The organism is Pseudomonas sp. HK3 (assembly GCF_052920985.1).
Map to the genome: position 1 here is coordinate 1,246,717 of NZ_JBREXD010000003.1, position 17,135 is coordinate 1,263,851.

Consider the following 17,135-nt stretch of genomic DNA (forward strand, 5'->3'; position numbering starts at 1 on the left):
AGCAAAGAGCCCGTAAAGTACCCACAAATGGCACACTTCAAGGTTTGACATTCTAATAAGCTGAACCAAACTAATTACATACGTAGCATAAAGGAGACTCACGTGTCTGATTGGCCTGATAACTTACCTGGCTTGAACCTGAAACAAGCGTTATCTCAACTGGGAGGCAAGAAAACGCTCTATGTACGCCTATTGGGTATGTTTGAAGCCAGCCATCTAGAAGATGGGAATCGTATTATTGAGGCTGTCACCCAAGAAGACTGGGTAGCAGTGAATGAAATTAATCACGCACTTAAAGGGGTGACAGGCAACTTGGCGGCCGATGAAATATACGCCATTTGCACAAGTATTGATCGCAAGCTTAAAGAAGGTAACCACGACCTTAACGAAGAAATAACAAATATCCCCCCCGTCATGGAAACTTTAGTTGCGTCAGTCAAGCAGGCACAACAACTGCCAACTGACTGACCTCACGATTTTTGAAAAATAACCACATCATTCACCACAAATCGATACGTGAGTTGATATCGATGTGCTAACCACTCAAAACATGCCTCGCTAAAAAAACACACATGGGTTAAATCGTTTTTATAATGCCATGTGGCAAATGCTGCTTTGTCCTTTACCCGTTTTGTCATCAAACCTAAATGGCCATTAGGCTTCAACATAGACAACCATTTTTCAAACACGTCTTTGGGTTGATGCAAATGCTCAATCACTTCGGTTGATGTAATGGCATCATAATAATTTGGCTGTAATACTGTTTGATCAGGGTGGTAAAAATGATCATACACACTCACCTTCATACCATCTTGCTGCATCATTTTTGCAAGTAGTGGCCCCGGGCCGCAACCAAAATCCAGTACCGTTTGGTTTTGTCGTAACACTTCTTTAAGTGGTGACCACAAACGATTTAAAAATTGTTGATAACCTTCATCTGCAATATTATTTTCATGTTGATCGTACTCGGCTTTTTCTGCATCCGCCGACAAATAAAATTCAGGCGGTACAAATACCAAATGACATTCGTGGCACCTTAAATAGGTCCGCTTTGAACGCTTGTTATCATCTTGATGAAAGATGCTGTGTTGATCATGTTCACACAGAGGACAGCTCGTTTGTTTACTCATAAATCAAGCTAATGCATTTTTAACAAACATAAGGCGGTCTTGCCCAAAGAAAACATCATCACCTACTTTAAAAGCAGGCACACCGAATAAACCCAACTCATGGGCATCCGCTACAGTTTGTTTTAGCGCTTCTTTAACCGCCGACTGCTGACAACCCGCTAAAATAGCGTTCACATCCAAGCCTATATTGGTTAAGTGCTCTGCCACGGCTTGTTCGCTGTTCACATCTAAACCCTCTTGCCAAATCGCATTAAAGGTTTTTTCAATAAAAATCGGCATGTCTTGTGGCTGGGTTTGTTGAAGGTATAAGCAAGTACGTAACAAAAACAATGTGTTAAATGGGAATTGCTTGGGCCATTGTAACGGTAAGTGATAATGCTCGGCCCAAAGATGACAATCACGATGAATCCATTTAGCCTTGTTTGGAATAAACGCAGGCGACGGCATGTCTTGCGCTTGATGCAATGCGCCTAAAAGCACAGGTTTGTAATTGACCTGTACATCTAATCCGGCAATCGCCTTTGGTAATTGGGCCAAAGCCAAGTAGCTGTAAGGACTGACAAAATCGAAGTAAAAATCCAGCGTTTTAGTCATGGTAATTATTCCTTATGGAGTCTAAAGTTGGGTATCGAAACATACCCTAGGTAAACGCTGTCAATGAGCCGCGTTAGTATTTTAACATGTATATGCATACTTATATTAGCAACACTACAGGGCTGTACAGATAATACAAGTACAAACCTCTGGCACGATTACAGCCAACGCATTGGTAACATATTCGACACCGATATTAACGTATTAGATTTTGACCTGCTTGTTATTAACATACCTGATAAAAAACAACGCCAACAGACACTGTCACCTCCTAGCATTAGTCTTTTGCAATTTTTAAAACTATATCAGTGTCCGGTAAATAGTTTAGTGGCCAAACGCAACGGACCACTGGGCAAAGTTATGCTGCCCAGCCAAATTTTTATTTACATAAGTGAATTTATTCCATTGGCACAACAATGTTTAGAAACTGAAAAACTCAGCGCAGAAAACGCAGATGCGCTTAAACAAGCCATTGCGTTTTACCAAGCCAATAAGCATATCTATTTTGCTAATGCCTTATTTCATGATGAGTTTTCAAAGCTATTTCATGCGGCTCACTTTTGGCCAATGGGAGAGCACTTTTCTGCGAATGGCGTAGAGGGATTAAATTATTGGCTGACACTACAAGAACAACTTAAAACCCCCGAATGGCCAAATACACCTTTGGATGACACTCTATTAGAGTCCTCTTTGAATACCCTGCAACAGGGCCAACAAATAGGCCATTGGTTGCAAGAGATTCATCTAGCCAGCCAGTCTTTGGTCGTCCTGACCGAAGCTATGAATCAACATAAGGGCTTATGTGTGTACAACCAGCAATCAATTAAAAAGACCGCTTTAGTTAATGTATTTCGATTATGGTTTAGCCAGCAAGTGCAACCTTGGATTAGCCAGCTTAACCGCTTTGGCCAATCATTAGAAAAACAACTCTCGCCGCTGATGGCGCAACACCCAGCTATGGGTGCTTTTCATCAACGCTTATTTATACATAAAGGCAGCCCTTGGGTTCAGTTTCAAACACACTGGCGTGAGCATGTCAGAGCATGGCAACGCCATTTGAATCAATGCCAATCCATGCCAGGACAAGCCAGTTAGACCCTTTGCTTGTCATTATTAGCAAAATGGGAGAACGCCAAGATTAAGCGAATGATTGCCTCATCATGCTTATGCATGAGTTTTTTCGCTTAAAAAACAACAGAATAACAATCTAAGTGGTACGTATGACCCAAATATTTTTTTATTCCATGGACATAAGTGCCAGTAACACGTTGTTACATAAAAAAAGCCCATAGATGGACTTTGACAAGAGCCTAGTTTGCGCTAATCTGCATACCTGATTTTTTGGCCGCCACGGACCAAAACGGGATAAAAATAATAAAAAACCCATGAAGATACTAATTTCATATACATCATTGCTGCTAACAGGCGTTTTTGCTGTGAATCATCACGCAACGGCACAGTTGCAACCTATGGACGATGCTCAATTGGAGCAGACCGTGGGCCAAGCATATATAGAAATGGAGTCTCGCTTAGTCAATAACAACAAAATCAGCCGTATCACGTTTGGCCAAGACGTTAAAATTCAAGCCAACGCCGACAGCCTTACTTTAGGGGCCGGTTATGATAATGGCGTCAATGTAGGCACTGACTTTAACGCAACAAATATCTCCCTTGGCTACATAGACACAGCAACAAACACCATTGTGCCATTTGAGTTTACCAACCCTTACTTTGAATGGGCCATTGATAACACCGTCACCACCAGCAAAAACAACATGATGGGTTTTCGCATTGGCTTTGAAGACGCAAAAGGCGTTTTACAGGGTGACTTCACCAATTTTAGCGGCAACATCGGTATGACCATTAATGGTAATGCCGCCAGTTTATTTACGGGTGCCGGTGGTTCAGCTACTAATAACCGCGCCACCTATATTGGTGACAATGCAGGCAGCTGTACCGATGGCGTTGACTGTGTTTCGCTTGCTAATATTCAGAGCCTAAACGTAGGCAGTAGCGATGGCACTGCAGGCACTGCTGACTTTTTCTTATCTTTTCAAAAAAACGCATTAAACTGGGGCCAAGGCCCAATTGCCAGCAAAGGCTTTTTTATGAATGTACCAACTAGCACTAATCTTAATGTCACCGGAACCGACTCCAGTACGGGCCGCTTAGCCACCGAGTTTATCGATCGTGGCGTTGGTATTGGCCGTTGGAACATCGCACCTACCCCTTAATTAGCACCCTATTCATCTTTTGATGAAAACTCTGCGTTTCGCCTTTGTCAAAGCCTAGGTATAATGCCGCTTTTTATTCATTTAACACCAAAACCAACACTAGGATTATATCCATGGGTCAACGCACCGCTTTATACGATGCACATTTAGCCGCTGACGCGAAAATTGTCGACTTTGGTGGCTGGGATATGCCGATCCATTACGGCTCTCAAATCCAGGAACACAATGTCGTTCGTGAAGACGCTGGCATGTTTGATGTGAGTCACATGACGGTTGTCGACATCACTGGCCCAGACGCCACCGCTTACTTACAATTTTTACTGGCCAACGATGTGGCTAAGTTAAAACAAGAAGGCAAGGCGCTATACAGTGGTATGCTGAACGAGAAAGGCGGCGTGATTGACGATTTAATCGTCTACCGTGCCGATGCACTGGGCGGTTACCGTGTCGTGGTTAACTGTGCCACCCGCGAAAAAGACCTAGCATGGATGAACCAACACATTGCTAAGTTCGATGCGCAATTAACCGAGCACCCACAACTGGCTATGATTGCAGTACAAGGCCCAGAAGCCATCGAAAAAGCCAAACAAGCCGCCAGCTCAGAACAAGCCGCCGTTATTGAACAGTTGTCTATTTTCCAAGGCCTGTCATGTGGTGATTGGTTCATCGGTCGCACAGGTTATACCGGTGAAGACGGGCTAGAAATCATGATCCCAGAAGCAGAAGCCACCGCCTTTTGGGATGCGTTAATCAAAGTCGGCGTTAAACCTGCTGGCCTTGGTGCCCGTGATACTTTGCGCCTTGAAGCTGGTATGAACCTTTATGGCAATGACATGGATGAAACCATCAGCCCTTGGCAAGCCGGCATGGGCTGGACACTGGCCCTTAAAGACGGCCGTGAATTCATTGGCAAAGCACCATTATTAGCCGAAAAAGAAGCGGGTATCGAATACAAGCTCGTGGGCCTAGTGCTTGAAACCCGCGGCGTAATGCGCAGCCATCAAAAAGTGATTTTTACCACCAGCGACAAAGCTGGCGAAGTCACCTCCGGCACCTTCAGCCCAACCTTGCAGGTTTCAATTGCCATGGCCCGTGTACCCGCTGATGCTGGTACTGAATGCGCAATCGACATGCGTGGTAAAGCCGTCCCTGTGCGCATGGTAAGCATGCCATTTGTGCGTAACGGCAAAAAAGTTTACGAATAATTCGTTCAATCTGTTGATTAAATTAGGGGAACGCATCGGTAGATAGGCGCTCCCCCCTTTTAAAAAAATTTATTCGAGCTAAACTAGCCCCATAATTAACACCCATTTAAGGAACACAATATGGCTCAAATCCCAGCCGAACTAAAATACGTCGCTTCTCACGAGTGGATTCGCGATGAAGGCAACGGCATTGTCACTGTTGGTATTACCGATTTCGCACAAGAACAACTAGGCGATATAGTATTTATTGAATTGCCGGAAGTGGGCAATGAAGTAAATAAAGATGACTCAATTGCTGTGGTTGAGTCTGTGAAAGCGGCTAGCGACATTTATGCTCCTGTGTCTGGCGAGATCATTGAGATCAACGAAGAGCTAGCCGACGAGCCAGAAAAAGCCAATAGCGAGCCATATGACGATGCTTGGTTTTTCAAAGTGAAGCTTTCAGAAGAAAGTGAATTAGCGGAACTACTAACCGCAGACCAATACGCGGCTGAGTGCGAATAAACACTCAAATATAAAAAAAGCAGCTTAGGCTGCTTTTTTTATGTCTGCTATAACTTGTTATACCTGCCTGTGCTTAGTCATTTCCCATATACCTTGATAAATTTGGTCTAGTATTTAGTAGATGCGATCAATTGGTCGCAAAACCACTATTAATAGGCAAGTTGTGGCTGAAATAAACCCCATTATTGCTCGATCACGTTTTAGAATTATTGCCGCGCTAAGCATTATCGCCCTCATTTCTAGCGCATCAATGATCACAATGAGCTATCTGCTTAACGCTCAAGAATACGATGCTAGCTTGGTCAACCAAGCTGGCCGCCAACGTATGCTCTCTCAACGTATTGCTTTGGGCGTGCATCATTATATCTCTCAATTACAAAACAATGGCACGGTGACAGAGAATACTCGAAGTGTCATTCGTGAGTCCGCTAATTTAATGCTTAATAGCCATCAAGGTCTAATCTCACTTACTCACTCAAAAAAAATACGCCAGCTCTACTTTGATGGTGACCCGTCACTGCATGAAGCCGTCCAGGCATATGCTAATAGTGCACTTGATATCCTAAATGTTTCAAACATCAAACAATTAAAAAATAAGCCATTAAGTCATTTCGATATCGAAAATGTGAGTTACTTATTATTTATATTAAACGTGATTGTGAGCGCCTATGAAGACGAAGCGAAGGATCACCTTTATGACAGCTACAAAACAGAAATTGCTATATGGTTATTTGGATTACTGGTTTTAATACTTGAATATATTTACATATTTAAACCAACCCTAAGGCTAATTCGCAACAGTATGGGTGAAGTGCATCTCAAACAAAAACGGGTACAGCTAGCAGCCGACAGTGCATCGGTAGGAATTTGGGAATATAGCTTAAGCAAAAAAACCCTGCAATGGGATCAACAAATGTGGCGCATCTTTAATGAAAGCGACCCACAACCTAATATCAATGCATTCGAGTTATTTGAAAACCGTATTCACCCAGAAGACAAACATTACACGCTAGATGAATTTAATAACTCGATCAAAAACGAAAATAACCTAAGCTCAACGTTTCGCATTATCACTCCAAGCAATATTATTCGTTATATTCAGGTTCATTCTATTATCGAATATGACCACTATAACAACCCCGTGAGGGTGGTCGGTACGAACCAAGATATTACCGACCAAAAAAATAAAGAAATCGACCTGATCGAAGCCAAAGAAAAAGCTGAAGCGGCTACGCGAATTAAAGGGGATTTTCTTGCCAGCATGAGCCATGAAATTCGTACCCCGCTTAATGGGGTCATGGGTATGCTGGGCCTTCTTAATAACACGCCATTGAATCATCAGCAAAGACAAAGAGTAAAAATCGCTCTTTCAAGCGCACAATCGCTGCTTGCCCTCATAAACGATATTTTGGATTTCTCTAAAATAGAAGCTAACAAGCTACACATAGAAGAAATTGATTTCGACTTAAACAAAATGTTAGCCGAGCTCGTCGATAGCTTGGCTCAGCTCGCTGAAAATAAACACTTAGAACTCGTGCTTGATACGCGCAATGTTCAAACCACGCGTGTTAAAGGTGACCCTGGTCGCATTCGCCAACTCCTTACTAATTTATTAGCCAACGCCATCAAGTTTACCCATGAGGGTCATGTGATATTAAGTGTCGCTCTCGTATCTTATTCCCAAGACAAATGGCAACTGGAATTTAGTGTTGAAGATAGCGGCATTGGCATCGCCGAAGACAAACAAGCACAGCTGTTTGATGCGTTCTCACAAGTCGATGCCTCCACTACTCGTCAATATGGTGGAACAGGTTTGGGCCTTGCCATTGTTAAACGTTTAGCCGTTGCCATGGGAGGGGGAATCCAACTGCATAGCCGGCTCAGCCAAGGCAGTCGTTTTTATGGCAGTATCTTATTGGGTAAATCTGCCACGGGTGAAATTGTCGCACCTAACTTTAATGTCAGCCAACTTGAGATTTTAATTGTTGATGATAACTCGGTTAATTTGAGTATTCTTTCAGACCAATTAACCCACTGGGGGATTAACGTTGTTCAAGCTAACTCCGGCCAACAAGCATTAGTGATATGTGAACAACGCGTATTAAGTGGTCAGGCGATGTTTGATATTGGTATTCTGGATATGCAAATGCCAAACATGGACGGCACCGAACTGGGCTCGCTGTTAAAACAAGACCCGCGTTTCAGCAGTATGCACCTAGTAATGATGACCTCAATGCTGATGGACAACGACAATCAATTTATGGCCGACATTGGTTTCAGTGCGCATTTTTCAAAACCCGTTAACACTGCTGATTTATTTTTAGCGCTCAGTGTCATTGGTGATAATGGCAATGCATTAAAACAAGCAAGCCCTCTATTAACCCATGATTACTTAAGCAGTTTAAAAATTGCTGAGCCATCGCCCATTTTAAGCCTTAAAGATCACCTATCATTGCTTAGTAATACTGAGCTTTTATTGGTCGAAGATAATCCCATTAACCAATTGGTCGCCACTGATTTATTAGAAGATTTTGGCTTTACCGTACACGTCGCTGCAGATGGCCTAGATGCCCTTAGTCAATTAAATGTACGCACACATTCACCCTACTGCTTAATTTTGATGGACTGCCAGATGCCACGAATGGACGGCTTTGAAACAGCTCAGCAAATACGAGCGGGTAAAGGAGGCGATACTCATATGGAAACACCTATCATTGCCATCACTGCCAACACGTTAAAAGGCGATCAACAAAAATGCCTTGATGCAGGCATGAATGACTTCATTCCAAAACCCATTGAACAGACTTTGCTAGAGCGCATTCTGATTGCGTGGTTATTGCCAATCCCTTCTCAACAATAAAAAATACGTTATCAATCGTAACTTTACTGATGTATCTCACTTACGGTTATTGCTGTTACCTTACAATTCATATTATTAACACTTAACGCTTGTACCTTATGACTGAACTTAAACGCACGATTAGTTTTCCTATGCTCACACTTTATGGTCTTGGCACCATTTTAGGTGCGGGCATTTATGTCTTGGTGGGTAAAGTAGCCATCACGGCAGGAATCTACGCACCGATTTCATTTTTGATTGCGGCACTATTAGCCGGTTTGAGTGGTTACAGTTATGCGGTATTAAGTGCGCGCTACCCAAAAAGTGCGGGGGAGGCCGTTTATATACAAGCCGCTTTTGGCATGAAACAACTCTCCAGTCTAGTGGGTTGGATGGTAATATTAACTGGGGTCGTCAGCGCCGCTACGATCACCAACGGGTTTGTTGGCTACCTACAAGTATTTGTAAATATCTCAGATTTTTGGGCCATGACTGTCTTGCTCACTAGCATGACATTGCTTGCGGTTTGGGGAGTGAAAGAGTCTGTCATGGTAACGGCTGTGACCACCATTCTGGGCATCATAGGTTTAATTATTATCTTAATTTACAGCGCCCCTTCTTTTCTAACATTGCCAGAGCGATTACCTGAATTACTTCCACCCATGAACGATGGCGGCATATGGTTTGGGATTTTACTAGGGGCTTTTTTAGCGTTTTATGCTTTCATTGGCTTTGAAGACATGGTCAACATGGCTGAAGAAGTTAATAACCCAAGAGCCCACGCTGCCCAAAGCCATCATTACCGCAATTGTGGTTAGCAGCCTCTTTTATTATGCCATTGCATTAGCCGCCATATTACAGCTGCCGCTCGAGACATTAATCGCCAGTAAAGCCCCTATGGCCGACATTATGAAACAACACAGTGAAAAAGCCGCTTGGCTTATTAGCCTGATTTCTTTAGCCGCCGTTGTGAACGGTGCGTTGGTGCAAATCATTATGGGCTCACGGGTTCTTTACGGTATGGGCAAACAAGGTATGGCGCCAGCTTGGCTTTCGACACTCCATCACAGCCGTAAAACCCCTTATATAGCGACTCTATTATTGGGCCTTGTGGTTTGGATACTGGCTACTAACCTAAATTTAACCACCTTGGCAAAAGTCACCAGTTTTATCATCATCATGGTATTTTTACTGGTGAACATCTCGCTTATCAAATTACTGCGCACACCAAGTGACACCGATACCTCTAGCGTCAAAGTCTGGGTGCCCTACTTAGGCGCAGCTATGTGCTTAGTTTTTTTGAGTGTACAGCTCTTTCAGCTGTTTTCTGGTGCAAATATAGCCACGCACTAATGAGTACCTCTGTGATTAATTGCACGTCATTCACGCCAACATGAGCAGACTTTGCAAACGACGGTAAACCCTGCTTTCTGGCGGTAATTCCACTGACAAGTTCCTGCCTCACTGATACAATCCGGCGCAATTATTACTAGCTGATTACTGCTAAGGCTCAGCCTTAGCAGCACACTGACGAAAAGGCACTTCCCATGGCGACATTGTCACACCCTAGTCTAAGCGAACTTGAAAACCGCAATGAATTTATTGGCCGTCACTTAAGCCTAAACGTCGCCGACATCAATGCGATGCTGGCCGAGGTAGGCGCTGATTCATTAGACGACCTAACCGCGCAAATCGTGCCTAAATCGATTCTACGTGAGCCGTTCTTACAAATGGACGACGCCATCCCAGAAGCCGAAGCACTCGCCAACCTAAAAGCGCTGGCTGACCAAAACAAAGTCTATAAAAGCTTCATTGGTATGGGTTACCACGATACTCGTCTACCCAACGTCATTACCCGTAACGTATTAGAAAACCCAGGTTGGTATACCGCGTACACCCCATATCAGCCTGAAATTGCCCAAGGTCGTTTAGAAGCGTTATTAAACTACCAGCAAATGATCATCGACCTAACCGGCATGGAACTGGCCAACGCGTCACTACTAGACGAAGCCACCGCCGCCGCCGAAGCCATGGCGTTGATCAAGCGCCAAGTGCGTAAAAACAAATCAAACGTGTTCTTTGTGGATGAGCTTTGCCTACCGCAAACCATCGACGTATTAAAAACCCGTGCCGACGGTTTTGGCTGGGAGCTGCACATTGGCCCAGTCGAAACCGCCGCCGACGTAGAATGTTTTGGTGCCCTACTGCAATACCCAGCCGTAGACGGCAACATCAATGACTTCGCCGAACTGATTGAACAACTGCACGCTAACAACGCCTTAGTCGCCATGGCTACTGACCTTATGGCATTGGCATTATTAAAATCACCAGGTGAGCTAGGTGCAGACATTGCCCTAGGTAACAGCCAACGCTTTGGTGTGCCAATGGGCTTTGGCGGCCCACACGCAGCCTTCTTTGCGACTAAAGATGCATTTAAGCGCGCCATCCCTGGCCGTTTAATTGGTGTATCCATTGATGCCAGCGGTAACCGCGCATTGCGTATGGCACTGCAAACCCGTGAACAACATATCCGTCGTGAAAAAGCCACGTCGAACATTTGTACAGCACAGGTATTACTATCAAACCTTGCGTCGTTTTACGCGGTATACCACGGCCGTGACGGTATTATCCGCATCGCCAACCGTATTCACCGTATGACTGAAATCATGGCCGCAGCCATTACCGATGCCGACATCGAAGGCTTAATCATTGTTAACCAAAGCGCCTTTGATACGCTAACACTAGAAGTGCCAAATAAAGACGAAATATTAGCGCGCGCCTGACGCCGCTGAACTTAACCTGCGTACTCAAAGCCAAGTAGACGTTGATGGCGTATTGGGTTTCTCCATTGGTGAAACCACCACGCGCGGCGACCTTGAAGCGTTATACCAAGTCATCACAGGCCGCACCGACATCGACATCGCCATGCTGGATGACGAAGTTGAAAGCTCGATCCCTGAAAACCTGCAACGTACCAGCGAGTTCCTAACGCACCCAGTATTCAACAGCTACCAAACAGAACACGAAATGCTGCGCTACATGAAGCGTCTTGAAACCAAAGACCTTGCCATGAACCACAGCATGATCACCCTTGGCAGCTGTACCATGAAGCTAAACGCCACGGCTGAAATGATTCCTGTCACTTGGCCAACCATAGGTGGCATTCACCCCTTCGCACCAAAAGCACAAACACCCGGTTACGAGCAGCTCATTAAAAACCTAGATACATGGTTACGTGACATCACCGGTTTTGACGCCATTTGTATGCAACCTAACTCAGGTGCACAAGGTGAATACGCGGGCCTAATGGCGATTAAGCATTACCACGAAAGCCGTGGTGAAGGTCACCGTAATGTCTGTTTGATTCCACAATCGGCCCACGGAACTAACCCAGCATCCGCCCAAATGGCCGGCATGCGCGTGGTAGTAACCAAATGTGATGAGCAAGGCAACGTTGACTTTGCAGACTTAAAAGCAAAAGCCGAAGAACTAAGCGAGAGCCTGTCGTGCTTAATGATGACATACCCGTCAACTCACGGTATTTACGAAGACGGCGCGAAAGAAATTTGTGCGTTAATTCATGAACACGGCGGCCAAGTGTATATGGACGGTGCCAACTTAAACGCGCAAGTAGGCATCACGGCACCGGGTTACATTGGTGCCGATGTGTCACACATGAACTTGCACAAGACCTTCGCGATTCCACACGGCGGCGGCGGCCCGGGTATGGGCCCTATCGGTGTTGCAAAACACCTAGCGCCTTTCATTGCTAACCACAGTGTGCGTGAAATAGATGATGAGTCCATTGGTCAAAGCGCAGTCAGCGCCGCCCCTTACGGCTCGGCTTCTATTTTGCCAATCTCTTACATGTACATTCACATGATGGGTGCGAAGGGTTTACGCCAAGCCACACAAATGGCCTTATTGAACGGTAACTACCTAAGCAAGAAATTGGGCGAGCACTACCCGATTCTTTACTCTGGCCAAAACAATCGTGTGGCTCACGAATGTATCGTTGACCTACGCCCAATCAAAGCCGACACCGGCATCACCGAAGTGGACATTGCAAAACGTCTAATGGACTACGGCTTCCACGCGCCGACCATGAGCTTCCCTGTTGCAGGCACCTTCATGATTGAGCCGACTGAATCGGAAAGCAAAGCCGAACTGGATCGCTTCATCGAAGCCATGGTGGCCATCAAAGCGGAAGTAAACGCGGTTAAATCGGGCGAGCTAGACCCGAACAACAATCCGTTGAAGCATGCCCCCCATACAGTAACAAGACATCGCAGGCGAATGGACACGTCCTTACAGCCGCGAACAAGCGGCCTTTCCGCTACCAGCTGTGTATGCAAACAAGTTCTGGCCAACCGTTAACCGCATTGATGATGTGTATGGTGATCGTAATCTGATTTGTAGCTGTCCTGCGATTGAGGAGTATGAGGAGTAATTAAATCACCTCGTACCTCGATGATTTAGTGAAACGGCCTTCGGGCCGTTTTTAAATAAACCACTATAGACTCGCCATGAATAATTTATTAATTATAAAAACATTCCTTTCTACTATATTCCTTTTACTACTGATAGCTTGTGAGGGAGGTAAGGATCCAATTACCCCTCAACAAGAAAGCCTTCCCACTGAAAGTAAATCAAACGATTTAACTATTGATATCACTTCTAAAAAAAAATCATTTGAAATTAATAAATCTAATGAGCCATTTACAGTTCAGTTTGTATTTAGCGAGCCCATCTATGATTTTCATCCTGCAGAAGCAACAGTTAAAAATGCAAGTTTCAGAACTGGTCGTGTAAACTTAAGCGAGCTTAGCTCTGAATTTGAAATCATCATTACACCAAATAACAAAGGTAAGGATATCGAAATAAGTGTTCCAGCTGCTGCTGGTAAAAATAGAAATGGTAAAGAAAACTTGGCTTCTTCTATACTTATCATAAAGGCAGTTGATACCCTAGCTCCTGAACTTTCGCTGGAAAGTAAATTTTCTGCATACAACACTTTAGGCGCAGTTCAAAATATAACACTACAACTCTATTCGAATGAGCCAATCACAGGTATTAATTTCAATAGTATCACCATTACCAATGCCTCCTTAGTAAGTACAGAAGAAATCAATAGCAACAACCATCAAATTGTTATTATTCCTGATGGCACTGATAATAATGTAACAGTTACAATTCCAACTCTATCTATCAGTGATCTTTCAGGTATTAGCAATACCCTACCCGTAAGCATTACGATTTATGCAGAAGAGAAAATGCCCTTAATTGCTGCACAAGCTAAACTAAAATTTGGAATTAAAAAATTTATCTTTGAATGGTTAGATGCCCCTGATGCAACCTATTACAATATCCTTGAACAAGTTGGTGACGAAAACTACACCACTCTTTCCAGTAATATTGAGAAAGGCATCAACACTTATACTGTTAACGTTTCATTAGCATCCAAAGTTGATGCTAAATATATATTGCAAAGCTGTAACCCTATTGGCTGTACCGATGATACTACATTATATGCTGGAAATATGCTTGGGGCTATTGGTTATATCAAAACAACTGAATCTAAAGAGCGTCAACTTTTAGGGAAAGCAATTAGCCTAAACTCTGACGCAACAGTTTTAGCAATTGGTGCTCCAGGGTCTCCCTATTTCACTATCGATGAAGCAAACATTAGAGAAGAATGGATCCCAGGCTCTGTTTATCTATTTCGAAAAATTGATGGCACATGGTTACAAGAACAAAAACTACAAGCCCCTGAACCAGAGAACAATGACGGGTTTGGAAACTCTGTTAGCTTAAGTTCAGATGGTAATACTCTTGCTATAGGAAGTTACAAAGAAAACAGCTCAAGTTTAGGAATAAATAGTATCGCTAATAACGATAAGATTTTAACTGGCGCCGTATATGTCTATAAAAATAGAAATTCAACTTGGCAACAAGACGCTTATATAAAACCAAGTTACTCATACAAATTTCAATTGTTCGGTACTTCTAGCAAGTTAAGCGCTGATGGCAATACACTCGTAGTCGGCGCTCCTGGCAGCGAGCTTAACTTTTCAGGCCCCTTAAGCAATCCTTTAGAAGCCGTTTATATTTTCAAAAAAAAGAATGATGCATGGTATCAACAAGATTATATAAATGAATATTCAATCGGTGAAAATATTAACTTTGGTGAATCTGTTGAAATCAATCATGACGGAACTGAAATTTTTGTTGGCGCTCCGTATAGTGATCATATTAGCGGTGATGATACTGTTATAAAGAATACCGGACTTGCTTTCAGCTATACACTTAACGCTGATGATCAATGGGAAAAAGTACAAACATTTTCACCAACAAGCTTTACTCGAAACTTTGCTTTAGGGATGTCGATTAGCTTAAGTGGAAATAACGAAAAGCTAGCACTGGGCTCTTATAGCAGCTATGACAATAAAGGGGAAGTAAGCTTATATAGCAATATAAACAATCAATGGGAGTTTAATGCCTCTATTAAGCCAAGTAACCCGAATAACTACAACACCCTAAAATTCTCACAAGATATGGCCTTAAATTTTGATGGGACGTTACTAGCTATAGGCGCTCCAAGTCAAAGAGGCCCTCTGCAAGGAGTCAATCTACCGACGGACGATTCGGCGTCAAAAGTATTCGCTGGCGCAGCCTATATTTATAAATTGCAAGAGGGCTTATGGGAGGAAAGTGCGTACCTAAAATCTGCAAATCCCGATAATTCTTTTAAGTTTGGTACTGCTATTGACATCAGCATGGATGGAAAAACTATCGCCATTGGCGACCCTACTGATAATTCTTCACTCACAGGAATATCACCAAATCTAGACAATCCTGATGAGGATACAGTTCAAGCATCAGGCTCTGTCTCGATATTTTAAATAATAATCAAGAGGGCCATAATCAAGCGAGGTAGAGTCATTGATTTAATACCAGTGACTCTCGATACTCCCTTAAAAATACTCGGTAACAATCATGCCCTCGCCCACCATTCATTCCGTCACCGACTTTTTCTACCCCCTAGACAAACTAAAACTAGTCAACCGTAAAAGCTACGTAACAGAGTCTGCACTCTATGAAAACAACGCCGAGCATTAATATCAGAAAAAAGCGTTTCATGTATTTTGCAAAGATAAGGTAAATCGTAAGGAGGTAGGGAGAATTCTATTTCAGATGCGGTAAAGTCTGTAATTTCAGTTTCAGCTTGATCAAGTTCATTTTGATCATAGATATCTAGGTGATTAATTAATACCTTGGAGTCTGGATAACATAACGGGTCTTCACCTGTACCATATTTATCCATATGATATTAAGCTGATTTTTTAGTTCGAAACTTAGCGATAACATCTTCTTTAGTCGTGCAATCAGTGGATTTTTTAGCTGTAAGTCCTTCAAGCATACAACTTGACAGATAATTACCCACACGAGTGCGTCGAACATAGGCACACTTAGCAGCGGTTGATGTCATTTTTTTAACTGTTCCTGCACAAGCCATGGCAATCACATTTATCCAATTAGACTATCAAAATATAGCACAGAACCAGTGTATACTCCAGATCGGTACATTTTATAAGCTATTGATTTATAAGACTTTTAAAATATCCCCCGCTATTTTAATTTCAACTTATTATTGACATTCATAAGGCTTCTCACCCCTAATCCTTTAGATTGACCACCTCGCACAAAGAAATCAGCAGAATCAAGGCGATCCTAGGGGACTAAATACTTGATCACTGCACCCCAATACATAACCTCTCCTTTCTCTTATTACACGGCATCAAGTAACATAGAAAAAACGCTTTTGGAATCCAACATGTCTGCAACCATCCACTCCATCACCGATTTCTTCTACGCACTAGACGAGCTAAAGCTGGTCAACCGTAAAAGCTATGTAACGGGTTCGGCCCGCTACGAAAACAGCGCAGAACACTCTTGGCACCTCGCCATGGCCTGCTGGGCAATGGCTGAGTACCTGCCTTTCAAATATGACCAAGAAAAGCTAATCAAACTGGCGCTGGTACATGACCTTGGTGAAATTCATGCAGGGGATACATTTTTGTATTCCAATGAACGCAATCAAGCGGATAAAGAAGAACGCAAAGGCATTGAGATATTGCAAAACCATATGGGCAATCCAATCTCTCAATTATTAACGCTGTGGGACGAGCAGGAATACGGCGAAAGCGAAGAGACCAAACTACTTAAAGTCATGGACAGAGTGCTACCTTTTTTATTGAACATTCAAAGTGAAGGTAAAGCTTGGATAGAAAATGGCATTCACGTATCACAAGTAGAAAAGGCCCATGCCTTTATTGCAGACCTTAACTCAGATGTTCACGCTTGGTTTAAAGAGAAAATTGCCTACGCCGTTTCACAAGGCTGGTTAAAATCTTAATCCAATTCAAGGCACAATTCAGGGGTCATAAATGACGATTTAACTGGGCGCTTAAACAGAATAGTCGGCCTTCGTAATATCGCAGATCATGATTATCAAACATTAAACATCTATATTGCTTAGTTATTTAATACTCTTTGGAGCTCACACCTGCCAACTTTCTAAACTCGCGCTTATATGCACTTGACCTGAAAAGCCCGCTTCTGTGGTAAA

General features: G+C 43.3%; 15 protein-coding genes and 1 pseudogene. 12 read left to right on the forward strand and 4 right to left on the reverse strand.

Features of this window, described 5'->3' with window-relative positions:
- Positions 1–102: 102 nt before the first annotated feature.
- Positions 103–468 carry an Hpt domain-containing protein gene (locus ACU6U9_RS21485; protein WP_446736998.1) on the forward strand — a complete coding sequence of 122 codons (366 nt, stop codon included), beginning with the start codon at positions 103–105 and terminating at the stop codon, positions 466–468.
- Between the two features lie 2 nt (positions 469–470).
- Here the strand turns inward: ACU6U9_RS21485 and ACU6U9_RS21490 are convergent, their stop codons facing one another.
- Both ACU6U9_RS21490 and ACU6U9_RS21495 read right to left on the reverse strand, forming a co-directional pair.
- On the reverse strand, positions 471–1,130 hold the full coding sequence (locus ACU6U9_RS21490; protein ID WP_446736999.1) for a class I SAM-dependent methyltransferase: 660 nt from the start codon (positions 1,128–1,130) through the stop codon (positions 471–473).
- Positions 1,131–1,133: 3 nt separating this feature from the next.
- Positions 1,134–1,724, reverse strand: coding sequence for a 2-hydroxychromene-2-carboxylate isomerase (locus tag ACU6U9_RS21495; protein ID WP_446737000.1), 591 nt, complete (start codon positions 1,722–1,724; stop codon positions 1,134–1,136).
- A gap of 63 nt (positions 1,725–1,787) precedes the next feature.
- Here ACU6U9_RS21495 and ACU6U9_RS21500 point away from each other — a divergent pair, with 63 nt between their 5' ends.
- From ACU6U9_RS21500 to ACU6U9_RS21540, 9 genes and pseudogenes are all read left to right on the forward strand, one after another.
- The gene (locus ACU6U9_RS21500; RefSeq protein ID WP_446737001.1) at positions 1,788–2,819 is read left to right on the forward strand and encodes a DUF3080 family protein; all 1,032 of its coding nucleotides are present in this window, start codon (positions 1,788–1,790) and stop codon (positions 2,817–2,819) included.
- A 341-nt stretch (positions 2,820–3,160) separates the two neighbouring features.
- The gene (locus ACU6U9_RS21505) at positions 3,161–3,958 is read left to right on the forward strand and encodes a hypothetical protein (RefSeq protein ID WP_446737002.1); all 798 of its coding nucleotides are present in this window, start codon (positions 3,161–3,163) and stop codon (positions 3,956–3,958) included.
- A 113-nt stretch (positions 3,959–4,071) separates the two neighbouring features.
- Positions 4,072–5,163, forward strand: coding sequence for a glycine cleavage system aminomethyltransferase GcvT (gcvT, locus tag ACU6U9_RS21510; RefSeq protein ID WP_446737003.1), 1,092 nt, complete (start codon positions 4,072–4,074; stop codon positions 5,161–5,163).
- Positions 5,164–5,283: 120 nt separating this feature from the next.
- Positions 5,284–5,667 (forward strand): glycine cleavage system protein GcvH, encoded by a 384-nt coding sequence (gcvH, locus tag ACU6U9_RS21515; protein WP_446737004.1) that lies wholly within the window; start codon positions 5,284–5,286, stop codon positions 5,665–5,667.
- Between the two features lie 163 nt (positions 5,668–5,830).
- On the forward strand, positions 5,831–8,527 hold the full coding sequence (locus ACU6U9_RS21520; protein ID WP_446737005.1) for a response regulator: 2,697 nt from the start codon (positions 5,831–5,833) through the stop codon (positions 8,525–8,527).
- Between the two features lie 98 nt (positions 8,528–8,625).
- The gene (locus tag ACU6U9_RS21525) at positions 8,626–9,324 is read left to right on the forward strand and encodes an APC family permease (RefSeq protein WP_446737006.1); all 699 of its coding nucleotides are present in this window, start codon (positions 8,626–8,628) and stop codon (positions 9,322–9,324) included.
- Positions 9,317–9,859 carry an APC family permease gene (locus ACU6U9_RS21530; RefSeq protein ID WP_446737007.1) on the forward strand — a complete coding sequence of 181 codons (543 nt, stop codon included), beginning with the start codon at positions 9,317–9,319 and terminating at the stop codon, positions 9,857–9,859. Before ACU6U9_RS21525 ends, ACU6U9_RS21530 begins: the two co-directional genes overlap by 8 nt.
- Positions 9,860–10,053: 194 nt before the next feature.
- A pseudogene (gene gcvP, locus ACU6U9_RS21535) lies at positions 10,054–12,956 on the forward strand (aminomethyl-transferring glycine dehydrogenase).
- Positions 12,957–13,032: 76 nt separating this feature from the next.
- Positions 13,033–15,408: an FG-GAP repeat protein gene (locus ACU6U9_RS21540; RefSeq protein ID WP_446737008.1), complete on the forward strand. Its 2,376-nt coding sequence runs from the start codon at positions 13,033–13,035 to the stop codon at positions 15,406–15,408.
- A 158-nt stretch (positions 15,409–15,566) separates the two neighbouring features.
- Here the strand turns inward: ACU6U9_RS21540 and ACU6U9_RS21545 are convergent, their stop codons facing one another.
- Together ACU6U9_RS21545 and ACU6U9_RS21550 are read right to left on the reverse strand one after the other, a co-directional pair.
- Entirely contained in the window at positions 15,567–15,830 is a 264-nt protein-coding gene (locus ACU6U9_RS21545) for a hypothetical protein (RefSeq protein WP_446737009.1), read from the reverse strand.
- Positions 15,831–15,836: 6 nt separating this feature from the next.
- Positions 15,837–16,022 carry a hypothetical protein gene (locus tag ACU6U9_RS21550; RefSeq protein WP_446737010.1) on the reverse strand — a complete coding sequence of 62 codons (186 nt, stop codon included), beginning with the start codon at positions 16,020–16,022 and terminating at the stop codon, positions 15,837–15,839.
- A 318-nt stretch (positions 16,023–16,340) separates the two neighbouring features.
- On the opposite strand from ACU6U9_RS21550, the gene ACU6U9_RS21555 reads away from it, so the two are divergent.
- Positions 16,341–16,922 carry an HD domain-containing protein gene (locus ACU6U9_RS21555; RefSeq protein ID WP_446737011.1) on the forward strand — a complete coding sequence of 194 codons (582 nt, stop codon included), beginning with the start codon at positions 16,341–16,343 and terminating at the stop codon, positions 16,920–16,922.
- Positions 16,923–16,949: 27 nt separating this feature from the next.
- Positions 16,950–17,045, forward strand: coding sequence for a hypothetical protein (locus tag ACU6U9_RS21560; RefSeq protein WP_446737214.1), 96 nt, complete (start codon positions 16,950–16,952; stop codon positions 17,043–17,045).
- Positions 17,046–17,135: the final 90 nt, after the last annotated feature.